This is a genomic window from Blastococcus sp. SYSU DS0753 (assembly GCF_054051175.1).
The window spans coordinates 112,044-134,279 of sequence record NZ_JBJHAT010000006.1; the positions used below are offsets into that span (position 1 = coordinate 112,044).

Below are 22,236 nucleotides of genomic sequence, written 5' to 3' on the forward strand. Positions count from 1 at the left end.
CCCGGCCTTGCGCGGCACCGAGTTTCACCCGTGTACTGCTGATCCACCCGCCCCCGGAACCGGGGCGGGTCGCATCCGCCGCGCTACGGACCGAGAAGGAGGGACGCGATGTCACAGGCCGAGCTCCTGCACCTGCAGACGACCGCCGGGGCGGCGGCGGCCGGGCATCCAGCGCCCGCCCTCGTGCCCGATCCCGGCGCCCCGAACGTGGTGGCGGCAGCCGACATCCACCCGCTGACCGACGCCACCCTGCCGCTCCACGAGGCCCAGCTCAGCGTGCCGACCTACGACCGGTCGGCGCTCACCCCGGCGGTCGTCCACTTCAGCGTCGGCGGCTTCCACCGCGCCCACCAGCTGCTCTACTTCGACGAGCTCGCCGAGCGGCGGATCAGCGACGACTGGGGCGTCGTCGGTGTCGGGCTGCACAGCCGCACGATGAAGGACGCCCTGGCCCCGCAGGACCACCTCTACACGGTCGTCGAGCGCAGCCCCGACGGCGAGCGCGCCCGCGTCGTCGGCGTCATGGTCGGCTACCACTTCGCACCCGACGACCCCGTCGCCGTGCTGGACCTGCTCACCGACGAGCGCACGCGCATGGTGTCGCTCACCATCACCGACAGCGGCTACCGGCTCGACCCCCGGACCGGGCTCTTCGACGCCGACGATCCCGACATCCGGTGGGACGTGCGTCGGCCCACCTCCCCCCGCACGGTCTTCGGCTACCTCGTGGAGGCGCTCGACCGCCGCCGGCGGGCCGGTCTCGAGCCGTTCTCCGTGGTCTCCTGCGACAACATGCACCGCAACGGCGACGCCGCCCGGGCGGCCGTGGTCGGGTTCGCCCAGTTGCGCGACGAGGTGCTGGCCCGCTGGATCGCCGACCGCGTGGCCTTCCCCAGCAGCATGGTCGACCGGATCACACCGCACACCAGCCCCGAGGAACGGGCCGCGGTGGCGCAGCGCTACGGCGTGGACGACCGGTGGCCGGTCATCACCGAGCCGTTCTCGCAGTGGGTGATCGAGGACAACTTCTCCGCCGGCCGGCCTCCGCTGGACGCCGTCGGCGTGCGGTTCGTCCCCGACGTGGGCCGCTACGAGCTGATGAAGACCCGGCTGCTCAACGCCAGCCACTGCGCCCTGGGCTACCTGGGCTCGCTCGCCGGGCACGCGAGCCTGGACGAGGTGATGGCCGACCCGGTGTTCGCCGGCTACGTGACCCGGCTCATGGACGACGAGGTCACTCCCCTGCTGCCGCCGCCCGACGGCATCGACCTCGCCGAGTACAAGCGCACGCTGCTCCAGCGCTTCGCCAACCCGGCGATCGCCGACGGCCTCCCCCGGCTGTGCCGCCGCGGCTCGACCAAGATGCCGCACCACCTGCTGCCGTCCCTGCGCCAGGCGCTCGCGGAAGGGCGGCCGCACGGCCTGCTCACCCTCGCCGTCGCCGGCTGGTTCCGGTTCCTGCGGGGCACCGACGAGGCCGGCCGGCCGCTCACCGTCGAGGACGCGCTCGCCGAGCGCCTGCAGTCGCTGGCCCGCGCCGGGGGCGACGACCCGCGGCCGCTCCTGGGCGAGACCGCGCTGTTCGGGGACCTCGGGGAGGACTCCGCGTTCGTGGCCGAGCTGCGGGAGGTACTGACCGCCCTCGACCGCGACGGGGTCCGGGCCACCGTGGCCGCCCGGACACCCGGCCCCGCGGGTCTGCCGCGGTGACCGGCGCCTCCTCCTCCACCCCGTCCCCGAAGGGAGCCCAGCTGGTGCCGACCGTTCCGCCGACGCTGATCGAGCGGGTGCAGTACCTGCTCTGCGACGCCGACGGCAACCTCTTCCCCTCCGAGGAGCCGGCGTTCGAGGCCTCCGCCGAGGTCACCAACGCCTTCCTCGCCTCCGTCGGCGTCGACCGCCGGTACGGCGCCGACGAGCTGCGCCACGCGGCCACCGGCATGAACTTCCGGTCGACCGCGCTGGCGCTCGCCGCCGGGGCGGGCGTCACGGACGTCGACGTCGAGCCCTGGGTCGCCGAGGAGCGGCGGGCGGTGACCGAGCACCTCGGTGCCACGCTGCGACCGCACGAGCCGACCCTGGCGGCGCTGAGGGCGCTGGCCGGCCGGCTGGAGCTCGCCGCGGTCAGCTCCAGCGCGCTGTCCCGGCTGGCCGCGTGCTTCACCGCCACCGGGCTGGACGAGCTGATCCCGCCCGCGCGCCGGTACAGCGCCGAGGACTCGCTCCCCGTCCCGACCAGCAAGCCCGACCCGGCCGTCTACCGCCATGCCTGCGCGGCCCTGGGCATCGCTCCCGAGCAGGGGCTCGCGGTGGAGGACGCCGTCGCCGGGGTCCGGTCGGCCGTGGGTGCCGGCTGCCCCACGGTCGGCAACCTGCTCTTCGTGCTCCCCCACGAGCGCGCGGCGCGCGCCGAGGCCCTGCTGGCGGCCGGCGCGCTGACCGTCGTCGAGTCCTGGCAGGAGCTGGCCGACCTCGTCCTCCCGGTGCTGGCCGGCGGACCGACGACCGGCGACGCGCTGACGGGAGCGGCCCGGTGAACATCGTCTACGTCGCCTTCCGGGGGCACTTCTCCGACAGTCCGCGCGCCCTCTACGAGGCCCTCCTCGAGCGGGGGGTCGAGGCCACCCACACATGGCTGTCGGCACCGCACACCCAGGCCACCTTCCCGGCCGACGTCGAGACGCTGACGTTCGGCAGCCCCGAGTCGATCGCCGCGCTGGAGGGGGCCGACCTGGTCATCTCCAACGACCACATCCCGCTGGACTGGCAGAAACGGCCGGGCACGACGTACCTCCAGACCTGGCACGGCACGATGCTCAAGCGCATCCACAACGACGTGCTGTGGGCGCCGGAGGGCCGGCTGGCCTACCTGGACCAGGACATCGCCCGCTGGGACCTGCTGCTGTCACCGAACGCGGTCACCACCGAGCGGCTGCGCAAGGCCTTCGGCTTCACCGGTCCGATCCACGAGACGGGCCTGCCGCGCAACGACCTGCTCTGCAGCCCACGGCGCGAGGAGCTGCGCACGCAGGTGCGCGCCGACCTCGGCATCGAGCCGGGCCAGACGGCGGTGCTCTACACGCCGACCTGGCGCGACGACCTGGTGTTCGAGAAGGCGGCGTCGAAGGATTTCGAGTTCGCCATCGACCTGGAGGACTTCTCCGCGCGCCTCGGCGAGGACCACGTGCTGCTGCTGCGGCTGCACAACATGGTCATGGACCGGCTGGAGATCGTCGACGGGTCCGCGGTGCGCGACGTGTGCAACCACCCCGACATCCGCGACCTGTACCTGGCGGCGGACCTGATGGTGACCGACTACTCGTCGACGATGTTCGACTTCGCGATCACCGGCCGGCCGCTGCTGTTCTACACCTACGACCTGGAGAACTACCGCGACCAGCTGCGCGGCTTCTACTTCGACCTGGAGGACGTCGCCCCGGGCCCGCTGGTGCGCGACAGCCGCGAGCTGGTCTCGGCGATCGCCGACGTCGACGGCATCAGGGCGGAGTACGCCGAGCGCTACGCCCGTTTCCAGGAGATGTTCTGCCACCTCGAGGACGGCGCGGCCGCGCAGCGCGTCCTCGACCTGCTCCTCCCGGGCGCACCCGCGTCCGGGCACACCACCAGCACCACCCCTGAGGGAGATGATGTCCGTGCGGACCGGTGACCACGTCCTCAACGCTGTCCGTCGGGGCAGCTCCCCCTCCGCCACCCGCACCACGGGCCGGCGCCCGCTGACGTCGTCGGTGCAGGTCGTCATCCTGGCCGCGGGCATGGGCACCCGGCTCGGGCGGCAGGACCCCAAGCCGCTGACCCGGCTCGACGACGGGCGCAGCATCATGCAGCGCCAGCTCGACGGCCTGCGTGCCGTCCTCGGCGCCGACGTGTCGATCACCGCGGTGGTCGGCTACCGCAGCAAGCGGATCATGAAGGCTGCCCCGGACCTGCTGTTCACGTACAACCCCGACTTCGCGGTGACCAACACGTCGAAGAGCCTGTTGCGCGGGCTGCGCACGACCCGCGAGGGCGGCGTGCTGTGGCTCAACGGGGACGTCGTCTTCGACCCGGCCGTGCTCGAGGCGACCCTGCCGAGCATCGCGGCGGACGAGAGCTTCGTCTGCGTCGACACCAGCACCGTCGCCGAGGAGGAGGTCAAGTACACCCTCGACGACGACGGCTGCATCCGCGAGCTCTCCAAGATCGTCCGCGGCGGCCTGGGCGAGGCGGTGGGGATCAACTACGTCTCCTCGACCGACAAGGCAACGCTGATCGAGCACCTCGAGAGCTGCTCGCACGAGGACTACTTCGAGCGGGGCATCGAGACGGCGATCGCCGAGCGCGGCATGCGCGTGCGGCCGGTCGACATCTCGCAGTACGCCGCGGTCGAGGTGGACTTCGAGGGCGACCTGCAGCGGGCGAACACCCTGTTCGGCGGCGGTGCGCCGAACATCGTCGCCGACATCGCCTGATCCGCGCGGGAACCGCCGTCAGGCCGCCGGCAACGGAAGGCCGGCGGCGGTTCCCGCGGGCGGGGCCGGGGTCTCCCGGAAGCGGCGCACCGCCGCGATGCCACCGACGAGCAGCCCCGCACCGAGGGTGGCCAGCACCCCCACCGCCAGCCGCGCCAGCGGCTCCGGCCCGGCGGAGAGCACGTTCGCCGACCAGAGCACGTCGACGTCGGGCAAACCCTGCACCAGCAGCAGCCAGCCGGTGACGACCGCCAGCAGCCCGGTCAGCGCACCCCGGCCCCGCCGCGCGGCCCGCAGCCCGAGGACGGCGCACAGCAGAGTGGCCGAGGCGGGCAGCAGCGCCGAGATGACGGCGCCCGTGTGCGAGCCCGCGGTCACCGGGGGCTCGGGGGTGGCCGCCGCGTGCCACAGCGACGCCAGGGCGCCCAGGGCGAGCAGGGCGCCCAGCGGGAGGGGGGTGCGCGCCAGCAGCCCCGCGGCCACCGCGGTGAGCAGCAGCGCGGCCACGAGCGGCCACACGACCCACGGCGACGGCGGCGGGCTCCAGGTCAGCACGCCGGCGATCTCCGCCTCGGTGGCGCCGTGCCGGACGGGCACGACCCACTCCGAGACCACGTGCTCGCGGGTGGGGTCGGCCGCGACCTGCGGCGGGAGGACGCCCTCGCTCATCCAGTGCGTGCGGTGGTCGTGCCAGACGTAGTGCGGTTCGGTCGAGATCTGCTCCCATGCGGGCGCGGCGTCGGCGTCGGCGGAGGCCGGCAGCGCGGTCCGCCCGTACCGGTCGAGGTTGATGTAGGTCGCCGGGCTGTGCGCGTTGCGCCACACCCCGTCGGGGCCGATCCGCAGGTAGGGCTCGTCCGAGTACCCGGGAACCAGCACCTCGACGTCCGAGGTGTTCACCAGCTCCAGTTCGTCACCGAACTGCAGCGACCGCACGCTCACCCCCGGCAACTGAGGGGTCACCGACAGCACGCGGGCGTCGAAGTCGCTCCCCGCCGCACCGCCCCCGACGTGCGCCGACGCCGGCCCGGCCAGGGCCAGCAACGCCAGCACCGCGGCCAGGACGGTCAGCAGCCGGCCGGGCCCCCGGCTCACGCGCCCGCCACCGCCTGGAGGTCCGCGGCGATGTCCTGCGGGGTGTTGCCGGCGTCGAAGGCGACGTGCGCCTCGTCGTCGGCGCCGTACAGCAGCAGCAGCGTCGAGTGCAGCCGTCCGTTGTCCTCGGCCTGCGGAACTCCGGCCGCCAGCTGGGCCTGGTCGATGCTGTCCTGGTCGCCGGTGAGGCCGATGAACGGGGTGGGCAGGTCGGCGTCGAACCGGCCCAGGTACTCCCCGAGCACCTCGGGGGTGTCGGTCGCCGGGTCGGTGGTCACGAAGACCACCTGGACCTGCTCGGCCAGCTGCGGGTCCAGCCCGCGCAGCGCCACCGCGACGTCGGCCATGGTCGTGGGGCAGACGTCGGGGCAGTTGGTGAAGCCGAAGAACAGCAACGTCGGCCGGCCCGACGTGGCCGCCTTGAAGTCGTACTCGGCGCCGGTCGTGTCCGTGAGGGTGAAGGACGGGCGGCGGTACGCCTCGTTCAGGTCCAGTCCGGCGTACCGGTCGTCGGGGGCCTCCACCACGGCCGGCGCACCCGCGGAGTGGTCGTGCTCCTCGGCGGCGTCGTCCGCCGAGCCCCCGCAGCCGGCCAGCAGCAGGCCCGTGGTGAGCAGCAGCGCCGGCGCGACCCGGCGGGGACGTCGAACGGCGGATGTCACGAGGACACGGTACGTCGGGAGGCCCGCACGCCGAGGACGACACCGGCGAGCGCGACGAGCAGCGCGAGGATCGACACGAAGAGCGCGATCGCGCCCGGGTCGCCGCCGGTGTGCCCCGCGGCCTCGTCGCCGGTGTGCCCCGCGGTCTCGTCGCCGGCGCCGTGCCCCGTCTGCTCGCCCTCGGCGGCCAGCGACAGCACCGGGGCAGGGCGCTCGGGCTCGTCCTGCCCGTCGACCGTGGGCTCGATCCACGCCGATTCGCTACCGTCGCTGTAACTCTGCACCGCCGGGAAGCTGAGCTGCTCGGCCTCCGGGAACGGTCCGCCGGAGAGGGCGAACTCCTGGAACTGGCCGGGCGCGATGCCGGCGCCGTCGGTGGCGCGGTACTCCACCACCGAGACGTACGAGCTGATCTGCCGGCCGTGCACCTCGACCGGCTCGGCCAGCTCGGCGGTCGTCATCGTCACCGTCCAGCCCGGCACCGGCTGCGCCCGGAGGGAGCCCATCGCGGCCTCCTCGGGGATCTGGATCCGCAGGGCGACGGTGCTGGCGGTGTCGCTCTCGTTCGGCACGCGGAAGGTGAGCTTGCCGTACCCCCCGGGCTCCGCGTCGGCGGAGGAGACGGTGACGTGGGCGGACGCGATGGTCGCGAGGCCCACGGCCGCCACCAGGGCGGTCAGGGTGGCCAGCAGCAGGACGGCGAGCCGGGCGAGCGGACGGGGCAGGGACACAGGACTCCTCGGGAAGGAAGGGAAGGAACGCGGTCGGACGGGGGGTCGGGAGGTCAGCGCACGGGGAAGTCCGTGGCCGCGGTGAGGGCGGTGAACTCGTCGAGCCGGACGGTGGCGGTGAGCGTCCAGGTGCCGGCGCCCGGGATCGACATGCCGTCGCCGACGAAGTGACCGGGGCCGGCGGGCTGCAGGGCGATGTCCAGCGGACCGATCTCCTGGCTCCGCTCGGTGAGGGCCACCCGGATCTCGGCCGGCTGCGTGAGCCGGCCGTCGTCGTCGAAGAGGTAGAGGTGCAGCGTGTTCGGGCCGGGGCGCGCGGGCTCGACCGTCATCTGCACGCTGCCCGAGGTGGCGCCGGAGCCGCTCTGCAGGGGGAGCACGACCTCCACCGGCTGGGCCAGCGCCGTCCGGGCCGGCGGCGTCGCGACCAGCACCGCCGACAGCGCGAGGACGACGGCGGCCAGCACCGCTTCCACGAGCAGTGAGCGCCGCAACGCCGGCAGGTGCTCGACCGCGGCCTCCGCCTGCGCCTGTTCCCGCTCCCCCGCGGCCGCCACCGCCGCAGGGGCGGGCTCGGCCCGGCCCGCGGCGGCGGTCGCGGCGGCGAACGCGTGCACGGTCGTCGTCCGGCGTCGCGGAGGACGGCGGACACCCAGCCGCTGCTGCACCCACACCCGGGAGATCCCGGCCGCGGCGAGGACGACCACCACGAGCAGCAGCTTGACCGCGAGCAGACGGCCGTACGTCGTCTCCACCAGTGCGGTGGGGGACGCGACCTCCCGCACCGACTGCACGATCCCGGACACGACGAGCGCCACGACCGCGCCGAACGCCAGCCGGGAGAACCGTGGGAGGGCGGCGGCCACGTCGCCCGGTGCGGCGCCCGGCCGCACCGCGGCGGCGAGCAGGCCGGCGAGCCCGCCCAACCAGACCGCCATCGCCCCCGCGTGCACCGCCGCGACCAGCACGGCCAGGACCGGCCACGGCCCGGCGACCGGGTGGCCGACCGCCGCGGTCGCCAGGACCAGTCCGCCGCCCAGGGCCGCCACCCCGACGGCGGTCCCCCGCCCCGGTGGTGCGGCAGCCCGCCAGGCACGGCGCAGCGCCAGCACCAGGGCGACGGCCAGGGCGGCGCGTGCGAGGGCGGACCAGCCCGCGCCCGTCCGCGCCGTGGCGCCGAGCAGCGCGGGGTCGGCGATCGCGCCGAGCCCCGCGCCCGCGGCATAGGGGCCCTGCAGGAGGAACCCGGTGGCCGCGGAGAGGGCGACCGCGGCGGCCCCGCCGAGGGCCATGCGCCGCAGCCGCGCGGTGCCCCGCCCGGTCGGCCAGCAGGTGGCGACCAGCACGGGCACCCCGAGCGCCAGCGCCAGCCCGGCGTAGCCCACCCAGCGCGCCACGGGCAGCAGCAGTCCGACGACCGGGTCGGTCGCCGGCGCCGCGTCCGCCGCGTCGGCGCCCAGCAGCTCGCCGTCGCCGACGACGAAGGAGAAGGCACCGGAGACCGGGTGCGAGTCGGCCGAGACCACCCGGTAGGTGACGAGGTAGCCGCCGTCGGGCAGGTCCCCGCGCAACGGGACGGTGACGACGTCGCCGTCGACGGAGGCGTTCCCGGAGTCCACCCGCTGCTGGTCGGCGCCGAGGACCCGGGCGTACCCGGCGCCCAGCGAGACGCCCTCGGAGAACCGCAGGGTCACCTCGTCGGGCGCGGCGTCGAGCCGCGCGCCCTCCCCCGGGGTCGTGGAGACCAGCGTGGCGTGCGCGGCCGCAGGACCGGCCGTGCCGATGCCCGCACCGAACCAGCCGAGAACCAGCAGCGCGAGCAGAAGGGCGGTGCGCCTCACGCGGTCACCCGCCGGTCGGCGACCGCGGGGACGGAACGATGCCGGCGGCCCCGCCACGCGACGGTCGCCACCAGCGCCGTGCCGGCCACGAGCAGCAGGTGGGCCAGCGCCCGGTCGGTGTGCACGTGCCCGGCCTGCAGGTCGGCGACCGTCACCGGGAGCAGCAGGGCCACGAAGGAACCCAGGAAGGGCAGCCCGCCGGCCGCCAGCCGCGGACCGGCCGCGACGGCCAGGAACGCCGCGGCCAGCGCCAGGTTCCAGGCGCCGCTCTCCCGGGCCATGTGCACCGGGGCGCTCATCGCGCCGGCGCCGGAGGCGAGCACCGGCCAGGCCAGCGTCGCCTGCGCCACCCCGACGGCGAGCAGCGCCAGCCGCACCGCCGTGTCCGCCAGCCGGGCGCGCGCGGCCGCCCGCGCACCCGGGAGCTCGCGCGGCAGCGCCGAGAGGACGCTCGCAGTGAGGTCGGGCACCGACGGGGCCGGCGCCAGCCGCGCTCGGCGGGTCACGCGCTCGGCGGCGGCGGCCCAGGCCGCGCACCCGCGGCACGTGGCGAGGTGCGCGTCGAGCTCGTCGGCGGGCATCCCGAGCGGCTCGCCGTCGAGCCGCGCGGAGAGCGCCTCGCGGCAGGTGTGGCAGGACATGGTTGATTAGTCGCCGCCGGGCATCGCCCGGTTCCGGGCCTCCCGGGTGACCTGCGACACGCTGACGAGGACATGGACGACCTGGCACGCCTGGCCGCGGACGCCGCCGACGGCGACCCGCTGGCTGCGGCCACCCTCGTGCGGGAGACGCAGTCCGACGTCTGGCGGCTCTGCGCCGCGCTCGGCGACCGGGCCTCCGCCGACGACCTGACGCAGGAGACCTACCTGCGGGCGTTCGGCTCCCTGCACCGCTTCGAGGGCCGGTCCTCGGTCCGCACCTGGCTGCTGGCCATCGCCCGCCGGGTCTGCGCCGACGCGCTGAAGTCCCGCCGCCGGCGCCGGCTGACCCTGGTCCGGGAGTCCGCCGACCTGGAACTGCTGGCCCCGCCGGGCGCCGCGGACGCCGTCGGCGAGGGCGCCGCGGTCGCCGACCTGCTGGCCCGGCTGGCCCCCGACCGGCGCGAGGCGTTCGTGCTGACGCAGCTGCTGGGACTGCCCTACGCCGAGGCCGCGGAGGTCGCCGGGTGCCCCGTCGGCACCATCCGCTCCCGGGTGGCGCGGGCCCGGGCCGACCTCGTGGAGTCCCTCGCTGCGGTGCGCGAGGAGGCCGGCCCGGGCGAGGCCGCGCTCAGCTGACCGCGCGGCGCCGGCACCCGCACCTCGCCGTGCCACAACGGGCCCATCGCGCGCACCCGCCACCGCCGTCCCACGCGTCGGGACCAGCACTGCGCCTAAGTGCATCGATCTGGTAGACATTGCGCCGTGACGCGGACGACGATGCTGCTCCTGGTGAGCCGCCGACACGTCGACCTGTTGCGCGTCTGCACCGCCGCCTGTCCGGGCTGCTGAGCCCCCGCGCCTCCCCGGCGCCACCACGTCTCACCCTCGCCTCACGCGGTCGCCGCTGCGCGCCCGCGTCCTGAGACCCCGGAGCCAGTGCCCGTGAAGACCCTGATCCTGCTCGCCCTCGCCGGGCTCGGTGCCCAGCTCGTCGACGGCAGCCTCGGCATGGCCTACGGCGTCACCTCGACGACCCTGCTGCTGGCCATCGGCACCAACCCGGCCGCGGCGTCGGCGACCATCCACCTCGCCGAGATCGGCACCACGCTCGCCTCCGGGCTCTCGCACTGGAAGTTCGGCAACGTCGACTGGAAGGTCGTCGCCAAGGTGGGGGTGCCCGGTGCGGTCGGGGCGTTCGCCGGCGCCCACTTCCTGTCCGGCCTCTCGACGTCGGTCGCGGCGCCGGTCATGTCGCTGATCCTGGTCTCGCTGGGCGTCTACATCCTGGTGCGCTTCACGCTCCGCGGCATCGACCGGCGGAACGTCGGCAAGCCCATCCGCCGGCGCTTCCTCACGCCTCTGGGCCTGGTGGCCGGCTTCGTCGACGCCACCGGTGGCGGCGGCTGGGGACCGGTCGGCACGCCGGCGCTGCTGGCCAGCGGCCGCATGGAGCCGCGCAAGGTCATCGGCTCGATCGACACCTCCGAGTTCCTCGTCGCGCTGGCGGCCAGCCTCGGCTTCCTGATGGCGCTGGGCTCGGCGGGCATCGACCCCCTGTGGGTCGCCGGGCTGCTCGCCGGCGGCCTCGTCGCCGCGCCGATCGCCGCGTGGCTGGTGCGGCACATCCCGCCGCGCATGCTGGGCTCCCTGGTCGGCGGGATGATCGTGATCACCAACACCCGCACGCTGCTGCGCAGCGACTGGGTGGACGCCGGCGACGCCGTCAGCGCCCTGGTCTACGCGGTGCTCGCGGTCGTCTGGGTGCTGGCCGTCGTCCACTCCTACCGCCAGTACCGGCGGGACGCGCGGCTGGAGTCGGCCGACGCCCTCGCCGAGGTGGCCGAGCAGAACGTGGCCGCCGACGCCACCGACTCCCGCGAGGTCCCGGTCGGCGCGGGCCGACCCAGCGCCCCCCGCGACTGACAGGGCGCCGCACGGCACCCGCCGGCTGCTCCTAGCGGCCGGCCAGCAGGAAGGCCTCCAGCTCGGCCGGGAGGCCGGGTCCGGGCTGGTCGGCGGGGCGGTGCGCCGGCGGCACCGGCCGCTCGTGCGAGCGCAGCCACGCCCAGGTGTCGGCGACGGTCGCCTCCAGCGCCCGCGTGGCCAGCCCGAGCTCGGCGGCCCGGGTGGTGTCGACGTCCCAGGCGGTGCGGGCGACCTCGTGGCGCAGCCACAGCGGCAGGTGCAGCCACTCCTGGACGCCGGCGGCGAGGAGGTCGGCCTCGGGCACCGGTACCCACTCCGCCGCGCTCCCGGTGACGACCCGGCAGAGCTCGAGCAGGCCGCCCAGGGTCGTCATGCCCGCCGGCCCCGTGGCGTTGACCGCACCGGTGCGGCCCTGCCCGGCCATGTCCACGAGCCAGGCGGCCAGGTCACGGGCGTCGACCAGCGCGATCGGCTGGGCGACGCCCTCGGCCGGGACGACCACCCGACCGCCGCTCGCGATGCGCTCCAGCCACCAGCCGAGGCGGTGGATCGGGTCGGAGGGGCCGACGATCAGGCCGGCACGGGCGGCGAGGAAGCGGCCACCGACGGCGGCGGCGAGCTCCCGTTCGCCGAAGGCCTTGATCGGCCCGTACTCGTCGTCCTCGGTGTCCCAGGTCGGCTCGCCGTCCTCCGGGCCGAGCGGCCCCGGCGGCCAGTTGCGGTACGCGTTGAGGCTGCTCACGAAGACGTAGGAGCGGACCCGGCCCAGCGCCGCAGCGGCGTTGCGGGCGGCGGCCCGGGTCTGGCAGGAGGTGTCGACGACGAGCTCGGGCTCCCACTCCCCCAGCGCGCGCGGCAGCGCGCCGGGGTCGTCGCGGTCGCCGTGCAGCGCCCGCGCGCCCTCCGGCGGCGGACCCGTCAGGCCCCGGGTGAAGGTGGCGACGTCGTGCCCGCGAGCGAGCGCGGCCTCCACCACGTGCCGGCCGAGGAAGTGGGTGCCGCCGAGGACGAGGAGTCTCATGCCGAGCACTCCAGCCCGGTCGGCGCCCGCGCGTCCAGGGAGTTCGCCGGCAGCGGATCCGCCGTCGGCGGACGAGCGCTACACCGCGCGGGACACCGGCAGCGTGGGCACCTGCGGAAGGGGCGTGGAACGGGCCGCGGCGAGCACCATCTGGGGCGAGGACGGCAGGCCCCGCCGGGTGCACAGCCGCAGCGCCCGGGCGCCGGTGAGGACGTCGGTCTCCGGCGGGACGACCAGCAGGTCGGCCCGGCGGTTCCCCCCAGCCCAGGTGAGGCAGACGACCTGCGGGTCCATGCTCCGGAAGCCGCCGGCGCGGACCGTGCGGCCCAGCACCTCCAGCTTGCGGGGGGCCGGCTCCCAGGCGTCGAGGGCGTAGGTGAACCGCTCCACCCGCACACCACGCCGCTCCAGCGCCGCGATCAGCTCCGGCAGCTCCACGGCGAGGTCCCGGCTCCGCGGGAACCACGCACCGTCGAACGCCGAACCGCCCGATCCGGCGTCGGCGCGCAGGCTCACCCGGACGTCGATGCCACCCCGGAAGCCCTCGATCGCCGGAACCGTACGGGTGATCGTCGCCATGAGCGTTCGGCCGCCTTCCTCTTCCCAGGGAGCCGGGGAGACGGCTCCGAGGTCAACGTAGGACGGGTGCGAGGCGAGACTTCTCGACGGCGTGGCGGGCGCGTCGGACCGCTCCGGCCAGTCATCACGATTCGTGACCTGACGAGCACGGAGCCCGCGCCGCGGACCGTGCGCCGCCGGTACGAGCACCGCACACGGGCAGTCGGGGGCGGGCCACGGCGAGTCAGTCCGCGCGGGGCCGCCCGCGATGGAGGCTCCGCGGCCTTGCCGTCGGGGACGGCGGTCTGCCTACCGTGCTGCGTCCACCAACGGGTGGGCCCGGATGGCGGACCGCCGAACCTGCCCACCGCCACCGGACCCGTGCACACGACGGGCAGGCGCGGGGAACCCACGAGATCCTGGCCCTCGGCCTCGGGGTGAAGCCGCAGCACGCGGCCGGGCAGCTCTCGCCCGAACCCGACAGCTAACCCCGCAGGCGGCGAGAGGCTTCCCCATGCTCAAGCACCGCACGGCACGACCCGGTCGCTCCACCCGCACCTCCGCGGCGGCGGCGGCCATGGCACGTCCGGCCGTGGTCCTCGCGGCCGCCGCGGCCGCCTCCCTCGCGATCGCCGGTCCGGCACAGGCCCACCCCGGGGAGCACACGGTCGTCCCCGGTGACACGCTGGGCGGGCTCGCGGCCGCCCACGGCACCTCGTGGCAGACCATCCACGCCGACAACCTCGCCACCATCGGCGCCGACCCGAACGTCCTGCGCGTCGGGCAGGTCCTCGTCATCGGCGGATCGGGCGCCGCCCCTGCCGCCCCCGCCCCCGCCGGCGGCGAGTACGTGGTGCAGCCGGGCGACACGCTGGGCGGCATCGCCGCCCGCCACGGCACCACCTGGCAGGACGTGCACGCCCTCAACCTCGAGGTCATCGGGGCGGACCCGAACGTGCTGCGCGTCGGGCAGCGACTCACCCTCGTCGGCGGCCCGTCGGCGGCCCCGGAGCGTGCCAGCCGCGCCGCGGACCGGCCGGCCCTCGACACCGCCGCCTACGGCGCGTGGGAACCGCACGTGCGCCCCGCCGTCGCGGAGGTCGCCGCGGAGTTCGGCATCCCGACGGTGCTCACCCGCCCCGGCCACAGCCCGTCGGAGGGCCGCGCCGCCGACTTCATGGTCTACGACGACCGGGCCACGGGCGACGCGCTCAGCCAGTACGTCATCGACAACGCGGCGCGCCTCGGCGTCGAGTACGTGATCTGGCAGCAGCGGATCGCCGGGACGTGGACGGGCTGGGCCTGGCAGCCCATGGAGGACCGCGGCTCCCCCACCGCCAACCACATGGACCACCCGCACGTGGCCTTCGTGCCGGCGCCGTAACGGCCCCATGACGCAGCGAGCCCCTGCCCGGATCACCGGGCAGGGGCTCGCTGCGTCATGGGCGGATCAGCTGGGCTTGGGCTTGCGGTTCTTGGCCTTGCCGCGCTCGGTCTGGTCGAGCACCACCTTGCGGATGCGGACGCCGGCCGGCGTGACCTCCACGCACTCGTCCTCGGCACAGAACTCCAGCGCCTGCTCCAGGTTGAGGATCCTCGGCGGGATCAGCCGCTCCAGCTCCTCGGAGGTGGACTTGCGCATGTTGGTGAGCTTCTTCTCCTTGGTGATGTTCACGTCCATGTCGTCCGGACGGGAGTTCTCACCCACGATCATGCCCTCGTAGACCTCGGTGCCCGGCTGGACCATGAGCTGGCCACGCTCCTGCAGCGAGAACATCGAGTAGGTCGTCGCCACGCCCTGGCGGTCGGCGACCAGCGAGCCGGTCGGCCGGGCGCGCATGTCGCCCAGCCACGGCTCGTAGCCCTCGAGGTTGCTGTTCAGCACGCCGGTGCCGCGGGTCTCGGTCAGGAACTCGGTGCGGAACCCGATGAGGCCGCGGGAGGGGACGACGTACTCCATCCGCGCCCAGCCGGTGTCGTGGTGCACCAGGTTCTCCAGCCGGCCGCGGCGCACCGCGAGAGCCTGGGTCAGGGTGCCGACGTACTCGCCGGGGGTGTCGATGGTGACCCGCTCGACGGGCTCGTGCAGCTTGCCGTCGATCTCCTTGGTGACGACGGTGGGCCGGCCGACGGTGAGCTCGAACTCCTCGCGGCGCAGCTGCTCGACGAGGATGGCCAGCGCCAGCTCGCCACGGCCCTGCATCTCCCAGGTGTCGGGGCGGTCGGTGGGCAGCATGCGCACGCTGACGTTGCCGACCAGCTCCTGGTCGAGGCGGTTCTTGATCAGGCGGGCGGTGAGCTTCTTGCCCGACTTGCCCGACAGCGGCGAGGTGTTGATCCCGATGGTGATCGAGATCGAGGGCTCGTCGACGGTCAGCGGGGGCAGCGGCCGCGGGTCGTTCGGGTCGGCGAGGGTGTCGCCGATCATGATGTCCTCGATGCCGGCGATGGCGACCAGGTCGCCGGGGCCGGCGCTCTCGGCCGGCGTCCGGGTGAGACCCTCGGTGACCAGCAGCTCGGTGATCTTGACGTTCTTGATCGTGCCGTCGACCTTGCACCAGGCGACCTGCTGGCCGCGCTTCATCTCACCGGAGTGGATGCGCAGCAGCGCCAGGCGACCCAGGAACGGCGAGGCGTCGAGGTTGGTGACCTGCGCGCGCAGCGGCTCCTCGGCGTCGTACTCCGGCGCCGGGATCGTGTCCAGCAGCGTCTTCACCAGCGGGCCGAGGTCCGGACTGTCGGGCACGGTGCCGTTCTCGGGCTTGGTCAGCGACGCCTGCCCGGTGCGGCCGTTGCAGTAGACGATCGGGAACTCGAGGGCGTCGGCGTCCATGCCGGCGTCCTCCATGAGCTCCATGAACAGCTCGTAGCACTCGTCGACGACCTCTTCGATGCGGGCGTCGGAGCGGTCGGTCTTGTTGACCGCGAGGATGACCGGCATCCCCTTGCCGAGCGCCTTGCGCAGCACGAAGCGGGTCTGCGGGAGCGGGCCCTCGGAGGCGTCGACCAGCAGCACGACTCCGTCGACCATGGAGAGGCCGCGCTCGACCTCGCCACCGAAGTCGGCGTGGCCGGGGGTGTCGACGATGTTGACGACGACGGGGTTGCCGTCCTCGTCCGCCAGGCGGATCGCGGTGTTCTTCGCGAGGATGGTGATGCCGCGCTCGCGCTCGAGGTCCATCGAGTCCATCACGCGGTCCTGCGTGGAGTCGTTGTCCGTCCCCTCGCCCTTGGCGCGGCCGAGCGCGCCGGCCTGGCGGAGGAGGGCGTCGACCAGGGTCGTCTTGCCGTGGTCGACGTGGGCGACGATCGCCACGTTGCGCAGGTCGTTGCGGGTGGGCATGCGGAAGGGCACCTCGGGAGCTCGGGGGCGCGCCGCGCGGACGCGCGCGGGCATCAGGTCAACAGCCTTCGGGGCCCCGACCTTCCCTACACTCTAGGTGCTCAGCGCGCGGACACCGCCTCTCGCTGCTTGTCGACCACCCCGTAGGTGGCCCCGGCCGCGGCGACAGTGACCAGACTCACCGCGAACCAGGCGGGGAGACCGGCGCCCAGGGCGAGCACGTGCGCGAGCACGAAGGCGCCGACGTAGAGGGCGGCGAGCCCCGCGGTGACGGCGGGGCCCCGCCGTCGGGCGGCGATCCAGGCGGCACCGATCCCACAGGCGGCGAACACCGCGCCGCCGAGCGCCCGGACGCCGGTGCCCTGGGCGATGCCGAAGCCGGCGGCGAGGCCGACGGCGACCAGGAGCGAGGCGGGGATCCGGGCGAGGGCGGAGGTCGACATGTCCCCCAGTGTCCCTGTCGAGGAGTCGACCGCGGCGCCGCCCGGCCGCCTGGCATGGTCGCGGGGGTGTACGCACGGACCCGCCTCCTGGCCCTCGACGACGCCCCGGTCCTCACCCACCTCGTCCGCGCGGACCGGGAGTTCCAGGCGCCCTGGGAACCGGCCCGCGACGAGCGGTGGTACACCGAGGCGGGTCAGCGGACCGACGTCCGGGCGGCCCTCGAGCGGCACGACGCCGGGCTCGCGCTCCCCTGCGTCATCCTGGACGACTCCGGCGCGGTGGTCGGGCGGATCACGCTGAACAACGTCGTGCGCGGGGCCTTCCAGTCCGGCAGCCTCGGCTACTGGGTCGCCTCGGCCGCCAACGGCCGCGGGCTGGCCACCCGCGCCGTCGCCGAGATGCTGCGCCGGGCGTTCACCGACCTCGCCCTGCACCGCGTGGAGGCCGGCACGCTGCTGCACAACGCGGCGTCCCAGCGGGTGCTCCAGCGCAACGGGTTCGAGCGGTACGGGGTGGCACCGCACTACCTCCGGATCGCCGGGCGCTGGCAGGACCACGTCCTGTTCCAGGTGCTGAACCCTGCGATGGCGTAGCCCCCCGACCGACGCAGAGGGCCCCGGACGGCGAACCGTCCGGGGCCCTCGCGACGTGCTGGAGCGGCCCCCTGCGCGGGGGCAGAGGGGTCCTTACGCGGTGCGGAGCACGGCCTCGATCTCGAGCTCGACGTTGATCTTGTCGCCGACGACGACACCGCCGCCGTCCATCGGCATGTCGATGTCGACGCCGTACTCCTTGCGGGAGATCTCGGTCTTGGCGCTGAAGCCGGCGCGGGTGCCGCCGTAGGCGTCCGGGCCGAAGCCGTTCAGCTCGAGCGCCAGGACGACCGGCTTGGTGATGCCCTTGATGGTGAGGTCGCCCTCGACGGTCCAGTCGGCACCGTCGGTCTTCACGGCGGTGGAGCGGAAGGTCATCACGGTGTGGTTGCCGACGTCGAAGAAGTCGGCGGACTTGATGTGCGCGTCCCGCTGCTCCTGCCGGGTGTCGATCGAGTCCATGTCCACCGTGGCGGTGACGCTGGACTGCGTCGGGTCCTCGGCGGTGACGATCTCGCCGGAGAACTCGCGGAAGTAGCCGCGGACCTTGCTCACCATCATGTGGCGGACGGAGAAGCCGACGGTGGAGTGGCTGGCGTCGATGTCCCAGGTGCCGGCGATGTAGCCGGGGATCTGGACGCTGGTGCTGCTGGTCATGGTGCCTCCCTGGTGGTCCTGCGTGGCGGTGCGATGTCTGGCGTCAGCGTAGTTGAGCGCTTAACTATTCCGCCAGTATCCTGTGCCCATGACCATGTCGGTGTCGTCGGAGTCCCTCCCCACGGGTGAGCCGCGCTGGCTCGATCCCGAGGAGCAGAAGGCGTGGCGCGCCTGGCTCTACAGCGCCCAGCTCCTGCTGGACCGGCTCGACCGCGAGCTCAGCCACCGCACCGGCATCTCGCACGCCTACTACGAGATCCTCGTCGCCCTCTCCGAGGCGCCCGAGCGCATGATGCGGATGAGCGAGCTGGCCGACCGGTGCCTCTCCTCCCGGAGCCGGCTGTCGCACGCCGTCTCGCGGCTGGAGGAACGCGGCTGGGTGCGCCGGCAGGTGTGCGCCGAGGACGGGCGCGGCCAGCTCGCCGTCCTCACCGACGAAGGGTTCGCCGCCCTGGAGGGTGCGGCGCCGGTGCACGTCGAGGGCGTCCGGCGCGAGCTGTTCGACCAGCTCTCCCCCGCGCAGGTGGTCGCCATGCGCGACCTCGGCGAGACGCTGCTGCGCCACCTGGACCCGATGCGGATGCCCTGAGGCGCCCGGCCTCGTCGCACCGGCCGACCCCACGACGCCCCTAGGGTCTCCTCATGGAACCGCGCAGCAGGAGGACCGCCCTCGTCGCCGGCACCGTGCTGCTGCTCACCGGATGCGGCGGCCCGGCAGCACCCGAGCTCGCCGTGCTCGACCGGTCGGCGACGGCCGAGGACGCCGTCCCGGACGGCGTCGAGGTGCCGGAGGGGGTCGACGACCTGCGTCACGTCGCCGAGGCGGACGGCGCTCAGGTCTACGCCGGCCGGGGCTCGGCCGACCACCCCTGGTGCGTCGTGGTGCTCGTGGGCTCCGTCGAAGGCGAGAACTGGGTGACCGGCTCGTCCTGCACGGACGACGACACCTTCGCCGAGCGAGGAGTCTGGGTCGAGGTGGGCGGCGCGGACGTCGAGCGCGGCGCCGCGACGCTGTTGCCGGACGACTTCGACGGCGAGCTCCGACCTGGCTGGGAGATCGCCGGGCCGAACCTGGCCCTGCCCACCGAGTAGCGACCGAGGTGGGCGGGCCTGCTAGGCGCGCCCGACGTCGTCCGGGGGCAGCGGCCAGCGCAGCACGCCCGCGACGGCGCCGTCGGGCAGGCGGCCGGGGAAGCGCGGCGGCCGCTTCTCCAGGAAGGCGGCCACCCCCTCGGCCGGGTCCGGCCCCTCCCCCAGCTCGACCAGCGCCCGGGACTCCGCGCGGTGGGCGTCCCAGGGCGAGGACGCACCGAGCATCGACCAGAGCAGCTGCCGGGCCGCGCCGACGGCGACCCCGCTGGTGTTCGCCACGATCTCCTGGGCCAGCGCGTGGGCGGTCGGCAGCAGCTCGTCGTCGGGCACCACGCGGGACACCAGCCGGCCGCGCAGCGCCTCCGCGGCGTCGAACACCCGCCCGGTCGCGACCCACTCCATGGCCTGGCTGATGCCCACCACCCGGGGCAGGAACCAGGAGGACGCCGCCTCGGGCACGATGCCGACGCGACCGAACACGAACCCGAAGCGCGCCGACTTCGCGGCGATCCGGACGTCCATGGGCAGGGTGAGCGTCGCGCCGATGCCCACGGCCGGGCCGTTGACCGCAGCGATCACCGGCTTGCGCAGCGCGGCGAAGGGCAGCGAGGCCACTCCCCCGGCGTCCCGGGGGAAGCCACCGATGTCCTCGCTGAGCGGACCCGGCGGCCGCTCCCGGGTGCGCCGGTCGGAGAAGGTGTCCTTTCCGCCGCCGAGGTCGGCCCCGGCGCAGAACGCCCGCCCCGACCCGGTCACGACCACCACGCGGACGTCGTCGTCGGCGTCGGCGGCCGCCGCCACGCGGGCGAGCTCGTCGGCCATCGTGAGGGTGAACGCGTTGAGCCGGTCCGGCCGGTGCAGCGTCACCGTCGCGACGCCGTCGGCCACCTCGTACCGCAGCTCGGTGAGGTCGCCGGTCATCGCCCCGCGCCCAGGGCTCCGGTGACGGCGAGCCGGGCGACGGCGTCGAGGTGCTCGGCCTCGTCCCCGAGCAGCAGCCGGTCCACCTTCGCCCGCCGCCAGTACAAGTGCGCGTCGTGCTCCCAGGTGAACCCGATGCCGCCGTGCACCTGGATCAGGGTGCTGGCGGCGCGCTCGAAGGTCGCCGCCGCGCATGCCTTGGCCGCCGCCGCCGCGAGCGGCAGCTCCGCGGGGTTGCAGTCGGCCGCCCACGCCGCCCACCAGACCAGCGAGCGCAGCTGCTCCACGCCGACCCAGGCGTCGACCAGCATGTGCTTGATCGCCTGGTAGGAGCCGATCCGGCGGCCGAACGCCTCCCGCTCCTGGGCGTAGGCCACGCCGAGCTGCACGCACCGCTCGGCGCCGCCCAGGTCCTCCGCGGCCATGACGACCGCGCCCACCTGCCGGGCGCGGGCCCACAGCCCGCCGGCGTCCGGGGTCAGCACGCGGCGGGAGGTCAGCCGGACGGAGGCCAGCCCGCGGGTGGCGTCCAGCGGGCGGCCGGGCACGACCTCGCCCTCGCCGACGACCAGGTCCGCACCGTCCAGCCCCAGGAACAGGGTGGCGTCCGCGGCGTCGACCGACGGCGCGGAGCCGTCGACGGCCCCGTCCAGCACGGCGAACCCCGTCGACCCGTCGGCCAGCTGCGCGGCCAGGTCGGGCGCGTCGCCGAGCAGCACCGCGGCGCGGGCGGCGGTGACCAGCGAGGGCGCGGCCAGGACTGCGCCGCCCTGCTCGGCCACGACGGCGAGGTCCAGCAGCGGGCGCCCGGAGCCCCCGGCGGACTCCGGGACCGTGATGCCGAGGAAACCGATGTCGGCCAGCGCCTTGCGGCCGGGTTCCAGCCCGCCGCCCTCCAGCCCGGCGCGCGCGGCGGCCGGCGAGGCGTTGCCCCGGTAGAAGTCGCGTGCGCCGTCGGCGATGTCGCGCTGGTCGGCGTCGAGGTCGAAGTTCATCGCGTCCCTCCCGAGAAAGGCCCGGCCTTGTCGCTGCGCGGCTCCGGCGGCAGGCCCAGCACCCGCTCGCCGAGGATGTTGCGCAGCACCTGGTCGGTGCCCCCGGCGATGCTGATGCCGGGCAGCCACGACTGGGTCCGCTGCCAGCGGTCGTCGCCGTCGGCGGTGGCGGCGTACACGGCCTCGTCGCCCAGCAGCCGCACCCCGGCGTCGGCCATCAGCAGACCGGCCTCGGTGCCGGCGAGCTTCCCGGCACTGGCCTCGGGCCCCGGGATGCCGCCCTGGCTGAGCACGGTCAGCCGCCGGTACCCGGTGTAGCGGGCGGCGAGCGCCGCGACCACCGCCCGCCCGACCGCCTGGCGGGCCAGCACCTGCCGCTCGGGGTCCAGCCGCGGCAGCCGCTCCCGCGCGTGCTGGGCGAACTCCTCCACCGGCGCCCCGATGGCGCCACCGGCTCCGCCGATGGCCACCCGCTCGTTCATCAGCGTGGTGAGCGCGACCCGCCACCCCTCGCCGGGCTCGCCGAGCCGCTCCGAGTGGGGGATGCGGACGTCGTCGAAGAAGACCTCGTTGAAGTCCGCCTGGCCGCCCATCTGGCGCAGCGGGCGCACCGTCACGCCCGGGGCGTGCATGTCGACGACGAACATGGTCAGTCCGGCGTGCTTGGGCTTCTCCGGGTCGGTGCGGGTGAGCAGGATGCCGAAGTCGGCGACGTGCGCCAGCGTCGTCCACACCTTCTGCCCGTTGACGACCCAGTCATCGCCGTCGCGGACGGCGGTGGTGCGCAGCGCGGCGAGGTCCGAGCCCGACGCCGGCTCGCTGAACAGCTGGCACCACACCTCGTCGGCGCGCAGCAGCGGGGCGAGGTAGCGCTCGCGCTGCTCCTGGCTGCCGTGAGCGATGACGGTGGGCCCGCACATGCCGATGCCGATGTGGTTGATCAGCCCCGGCACCCGGGCCCGGGCGAGCTCCTGGCCGACGATCGCCTGCTGCACGAGCGTGCCGCCCTGCCCGCCGTACTCCCGGGGCCAGGTGACGCCGACCAGGCCGGCCTCGGCGAGCACCCGCTGGGTGCGGCGCATCTCGGCCTCGTGGGTGCGGGCGTCGATCCCCTCCTGCCCCGGCGCGAGGTGCAGCAGCTCGCCGGCGTGCTCCTCGAGCAGGGCGCGCACCCGCGCCCGGTACTCGGCCTCGTCGGGGCTGTCGTCGAAGTCCACGGGCACGCCTCTCGTCGGTGAGTGGGTCGG

Annotated in this window: 23 protein-coding genes and 1 riboswitch; of the genes, 10 read left to right on the plus strand and 13 right to left on the minus strand. The window is 74.8% G+C overall.

The window, feature by feature from the left end:
* Positions 1–108 precede the first annotated feature (108 nt).
* Genes ACI799_RS07675 through ACI799_RS07690 form a run of 4 tightly spaced genes read left to right on the plus strand, consistent with a single transcriptional unit; the run spans position 109 to position 4,469 of the window.
* Positions 109–1,710 carry a mannitol dehydrogenase family protein gene (locus tag ACI799_RS07675; protein ID WP_456612787.1) on the plus strand — a complete coding sequence of 534 codons (1,602 nt, stop codon included), beginning with the start codon at positions 109–111 and terminating at the stop codon, positions 1,708–1,710.
* A gap of 44 nt (positions 1,711–1,754) precedes the next feature.
* The gene (locus tag ACI799_RS07680; RefSeq protein WP_456587415.1) at positions 1,755–2,537 is read left to right on the plus strand and encodes an HAD family hydrolase; all 783 of its coding nucleotides are present in this window, start codon (positions 1,755–1,757) and stop codon (positions 2,535–2,537) included.
* The gene (locus ACI799_RS07685; RefSeq protein WP_456612788.1) at positions 2,534–3,667 is read left to right on the plus strand and encodes a CDP-glycerol glycerophosphotransferase family protein; all 1,134 of its coding nucleotides are present in this window, start codon (positions 2,534–2,536) and stop codon (positions 3,665–3,667) included. The genes ACI799_RS07680 and ACI799_RS07685 overlap by 4 nt, the downstream gene beginning before the upstream one ends.
* Entirely contained in the window at positions 3,654–4,469 is an 816-nt protein-coding gene (locus ACI799_RS07690; RefSeq protein WP_456596796.1) for a phosphocholine cytidylyltransferase family protein, read from the plus strand. Before ACI799_RS07685 ends, ACI799_RS07690 begins: the two co-directional genes overlap by 14 nt.
* Positions 4,470–4,487: 18 nt before the next feature.
* Here the strand turns inward: ACI799_RS07690 and ACI799_RS07695 are convergent, their stop codons facing one another.
* The 5 genes from ACI799_RS07695 to ACI799_RS07715 are packed head-to-tail and all read right to left on the minus strand — an operon-like array spanning position 4,488 to position 9,439.
* The gene (locus tag ACI799_RS07695; protein ID WP_456587412.1) at positions 4,488–5,564 is read right to left on the minus strand and encodes a hypothetical protein; all 1,077 of its coding nucleotides are present in this window, start codon (positions 5,562–5,564) and stop codon (positions 4,488–4,490) included.
* Positions 5,561–6,226, minus strand: a complete 666-nt coding sequence (locus tag ACI799_RS07700) for an SCO family protein (protein WP_456598915.1) — start codon at positions 6,224–6,226, stop codon at positions 5,561–5,563. The genes ACI799_RS07695 and ACI799_RS07700 overlap by 4 nt, the downstream gene beginning before the upstream one ends.
* A complete protein-coding gene (locus ACI799_RS07705) occupies positions 6,223–6,957 on the minus strand; it encodes a YcnI family copper-binding membrane protein (protein ID WP_456612789.1) in 735 nt (244 codons plus the stop codon). Before ACI799_RS07705 ends, ACI799_RS07700 begins: the two co-directional genes overlap by 4 nt.
* A 53-nt stretch (positions 6,958–7,010) precedes the next feature.
* Positions 7,011–8,798, minus strand: a complete 1,788-nt coding sequence (locus tag ACI799_RS07710) for a copper resistance CopC/CopD family protein (RefSeq protein ID WP_456612790.1) — start codon at positions 8,796–8,798, stop codon at positions 7,011–7,013.
* Entirely contained in the window at positions 8,795–9,439 is a 645-nt protein-coding gene (locus tag ACI799_RS07715; protein WP_456598912.1) for a zf-HC2 domain-containing protein, read from the minus strand. Before ACI799_RS07715 ends, ACI799_RS07710 begins: the two co-directional genes overlap by 4 nt.
* Positions 9,440–9,511: 72 nt before the next feature.
* Here ACI799_RS07715 and ACI799_RS07720 point away from each other — a divergent pair, with 72 nt between their 5' ends.
* Together ACI799_RS07720 and ACI799_RS07725 are read left to right on the plus strand one after the other, a co-directional pair.
* The gene (locus ACI799_RS07720) at positions 9,512–10,075 is read left to right on the plus strand and encodes a sigma-70 family RNA polymerase sigma factor (RefSeq protein WP_456612791.1); all 564 of its coding nucleotides are present in this window, start codon (positions 9,512–9,514) and stop codon (positions 10,073–10,075) included.
* A gap of 306 nt (positions 10,076–10,381) precedes the next feature.
* Positions 10,382–11,362, plus strand: coding sequence for a sulfite exporter TauE/SafE family protein (locus ACI799_RS07725; protein WP_456612792.1), 981 nt, complete (start codon positions 10,382–10,384; stop codon positions 11,360–11,362).
* A gap of 31 nt (positions 11,363–11,393) precedes the next feature.
* Here ACI799_RS07725 and ACI799_RS07730 read toward each other — a convergent pair whose 3' ends face one another.
* Positions 11,394–12,386 (minus strand): NAD-dependent epimerase/dehydratase family protein, encoded by a 993-nt coding sequence (locus tag ACI799_RS07730; RefSeq protein WP_456612793.1) that lies wholly within the window; start codon positions 12,384–12,386, stop codon positions 11,394–11,396.
* A gap of 78 nt (positions 12,387–12,464) precedes the next feature.
* Positions 12,465–12,965, minus strand: a complete 501-nt coding sequence (locus ACI799_RS07735) for a DUF5994 family protein (RefSeq protein ID WP_456587404.1) — start codon at positions 12,963–12,965, stop codon at positions 12,465–12,467.
* 379 nt (positions 12,966–13,344) lie between these two features.
* Positions 13,345–13,438, plus strand: a riboswitch (cyclic di-AMP (ydaO/yuaA leader).
* A gap of 83 nt (positions 13,439–13,521) precedes the next feature.
* Here ACI799_RS07735 and ACI799_RS07740 point away from each other — a divergent pair.
* Positions 13,522–14,328 (plus strand): LysM peptidoglycan-binding domain-containing protein, encoded by an 807-nt coding sequence (locus tag ACI799_RS07740; RefSeq protein WP_456612794.1) that lies wholly within the window; start codon positions 13,522–13,524, stop codon positions 14,326–14,328.
* A gap of 66 nt (positions 14,329–14,394) precedes the next feature.
* On the opposite strand, the gene typA is transcribed toward ACI799_RS07740, so the two are convergent.
* Both typA and ACI799_RS07750 read right to left on the minus strand, forming a co-directional pair.
* Positions 14,395–16,287 carry a translational GTPase TypA gene (typA, locus tag ACI799_RS07745; RefSeq protein WP_456587402.1) on the minus strand — a complete coding sequence of 631 codons (1,893 nt, stop codon included), beginning with the start codon at positions 16,285–16,287 and terminating at the stop codon, positions 14,395–14,397.
* A gap of 101 nt (positions 16,288–16,388) precedes the next feature.
* The gene (locus ACI799_RS07750) at positions 16,389–16,730 is read right to left on the minus strand and encodes a hypothetical protein (protein ID WP_456587401.1); all 342 of its coding nucleotides are present in this window, start codon (positions 16,728–16,730) and stop codon (positions 16,389–16,391) included.
* A gap of 66 nt (positions 16,731–16,796) precedes the next feature.
* Here ACI799_RS07750 and ACI799_RS07755 point away from each other — a divergent pair, with 66 nt between their 5' ends.
* Positions 16,797–17,324, plus strand: coding sequence for a GNAT family N-acetyltransferase (locus ACI799_RS07755; protein WP_456598906.1), 528 nt, complete (start codon positions 16,797–16,799; stop codon positions 17,322–17,324).
* Between the two features lie 93 nt (positions 17,325–17,417).
* Here the strand turns inward: ACI799_RS07755 and ACI799_RS07760 are convergent, their stop codons facing one another.
* Positions 17,418–17,981 carry a YceI family protein gene (locus ACI799_RS07760; protein ID WP_456587399.1) on the minus strand — a complete coding sequence of 188 codons (564 nt, stop codon included), beginning with the start codon at positions 17,979–17,981 and terminating at the stop codon, positions 17,418–17,420.
* Positions 17,982–18,069: 88 nt separating this feature from the next.
* Here ACI799_RS07760 and ACI799_RS07765 point away from each other — a divergent pair, with 88 nt between their 5' ends.
* Together ACI799_RS07765 and ACI799_RS07770 are read left to right on the plus strand one after the other, a co-directional pair.
* Positions 18,070–18,570, plus strand: coding sequence for a MarR family winged helix-turn-helix transcriptional regulator (locus ACI799_RS07765; protein WP_456587398.1), 501 nt, complete (start codon positions 18,070–18,072; stop codon positions 18,568–18,570).
* 53 nt (positions 18,571–18,623) lie between these two features.
* Positions 18,624–19,073, plus strand: coding sequence for a hypothetical protein (locus tag ACI799_RS07770; protein ID WP_456612795.1), 450 nt, complete (start codon positions 18,624–18,626; stop codon positions 19,071–19,073).
* 21 nt (positions 19,074–19,094) lie between these two features.
* Here the strand turns inward: ACI799_RS07770 and ACI799_RS07775 are convergent, their stop codons facing one another.
* The 3 genes from ACI799_RS07775 to ACI799_RS07785 are packed head-to-tail and all read right to left on the minus strand — an operon-like array spanning position 19,095 to position 22,212.
* Positions 19,095–19,994, minus strand: coding sequence for an enoyl-CoA hydratase-related protein (locus ACI799_RS07775; protein WP_456612796.1), 900 nt, complete (start codon positions 19,992–19,994; stop codon positions 19,095–19,097).
* A complete protein-coding gene (locus ACI799_RS07780) occupies positions 19,991–20,989 on the minus strand; it encodes an acyl-CoA dehydrogenase family protein (RefSeq protein ID WP_456612797.1) in 999 nt (332 codons plus the stop codon). The genes ACI799_RS07775 and ACI799_RS07780 overlap by 4 nt, the downstream gene beginning before the upstream one ends.
* A complete protein-coding gene (locus ACI799_RS07785) occupies positions 20,986–22,212 on the minus strand; it encodes an acyl-CoA dehydrogenase family protein (protein ID WP_456612798.1) in 1,227 nt (408 codons plus the stop codon). The genes ACI799_RS07780 and ACI799_RS07785 overlap by 4 nt, the downstream gene beginning before the upstream one ends.
* Positions 22,213–22,236 lie beyond the last annotated feature (24 nt).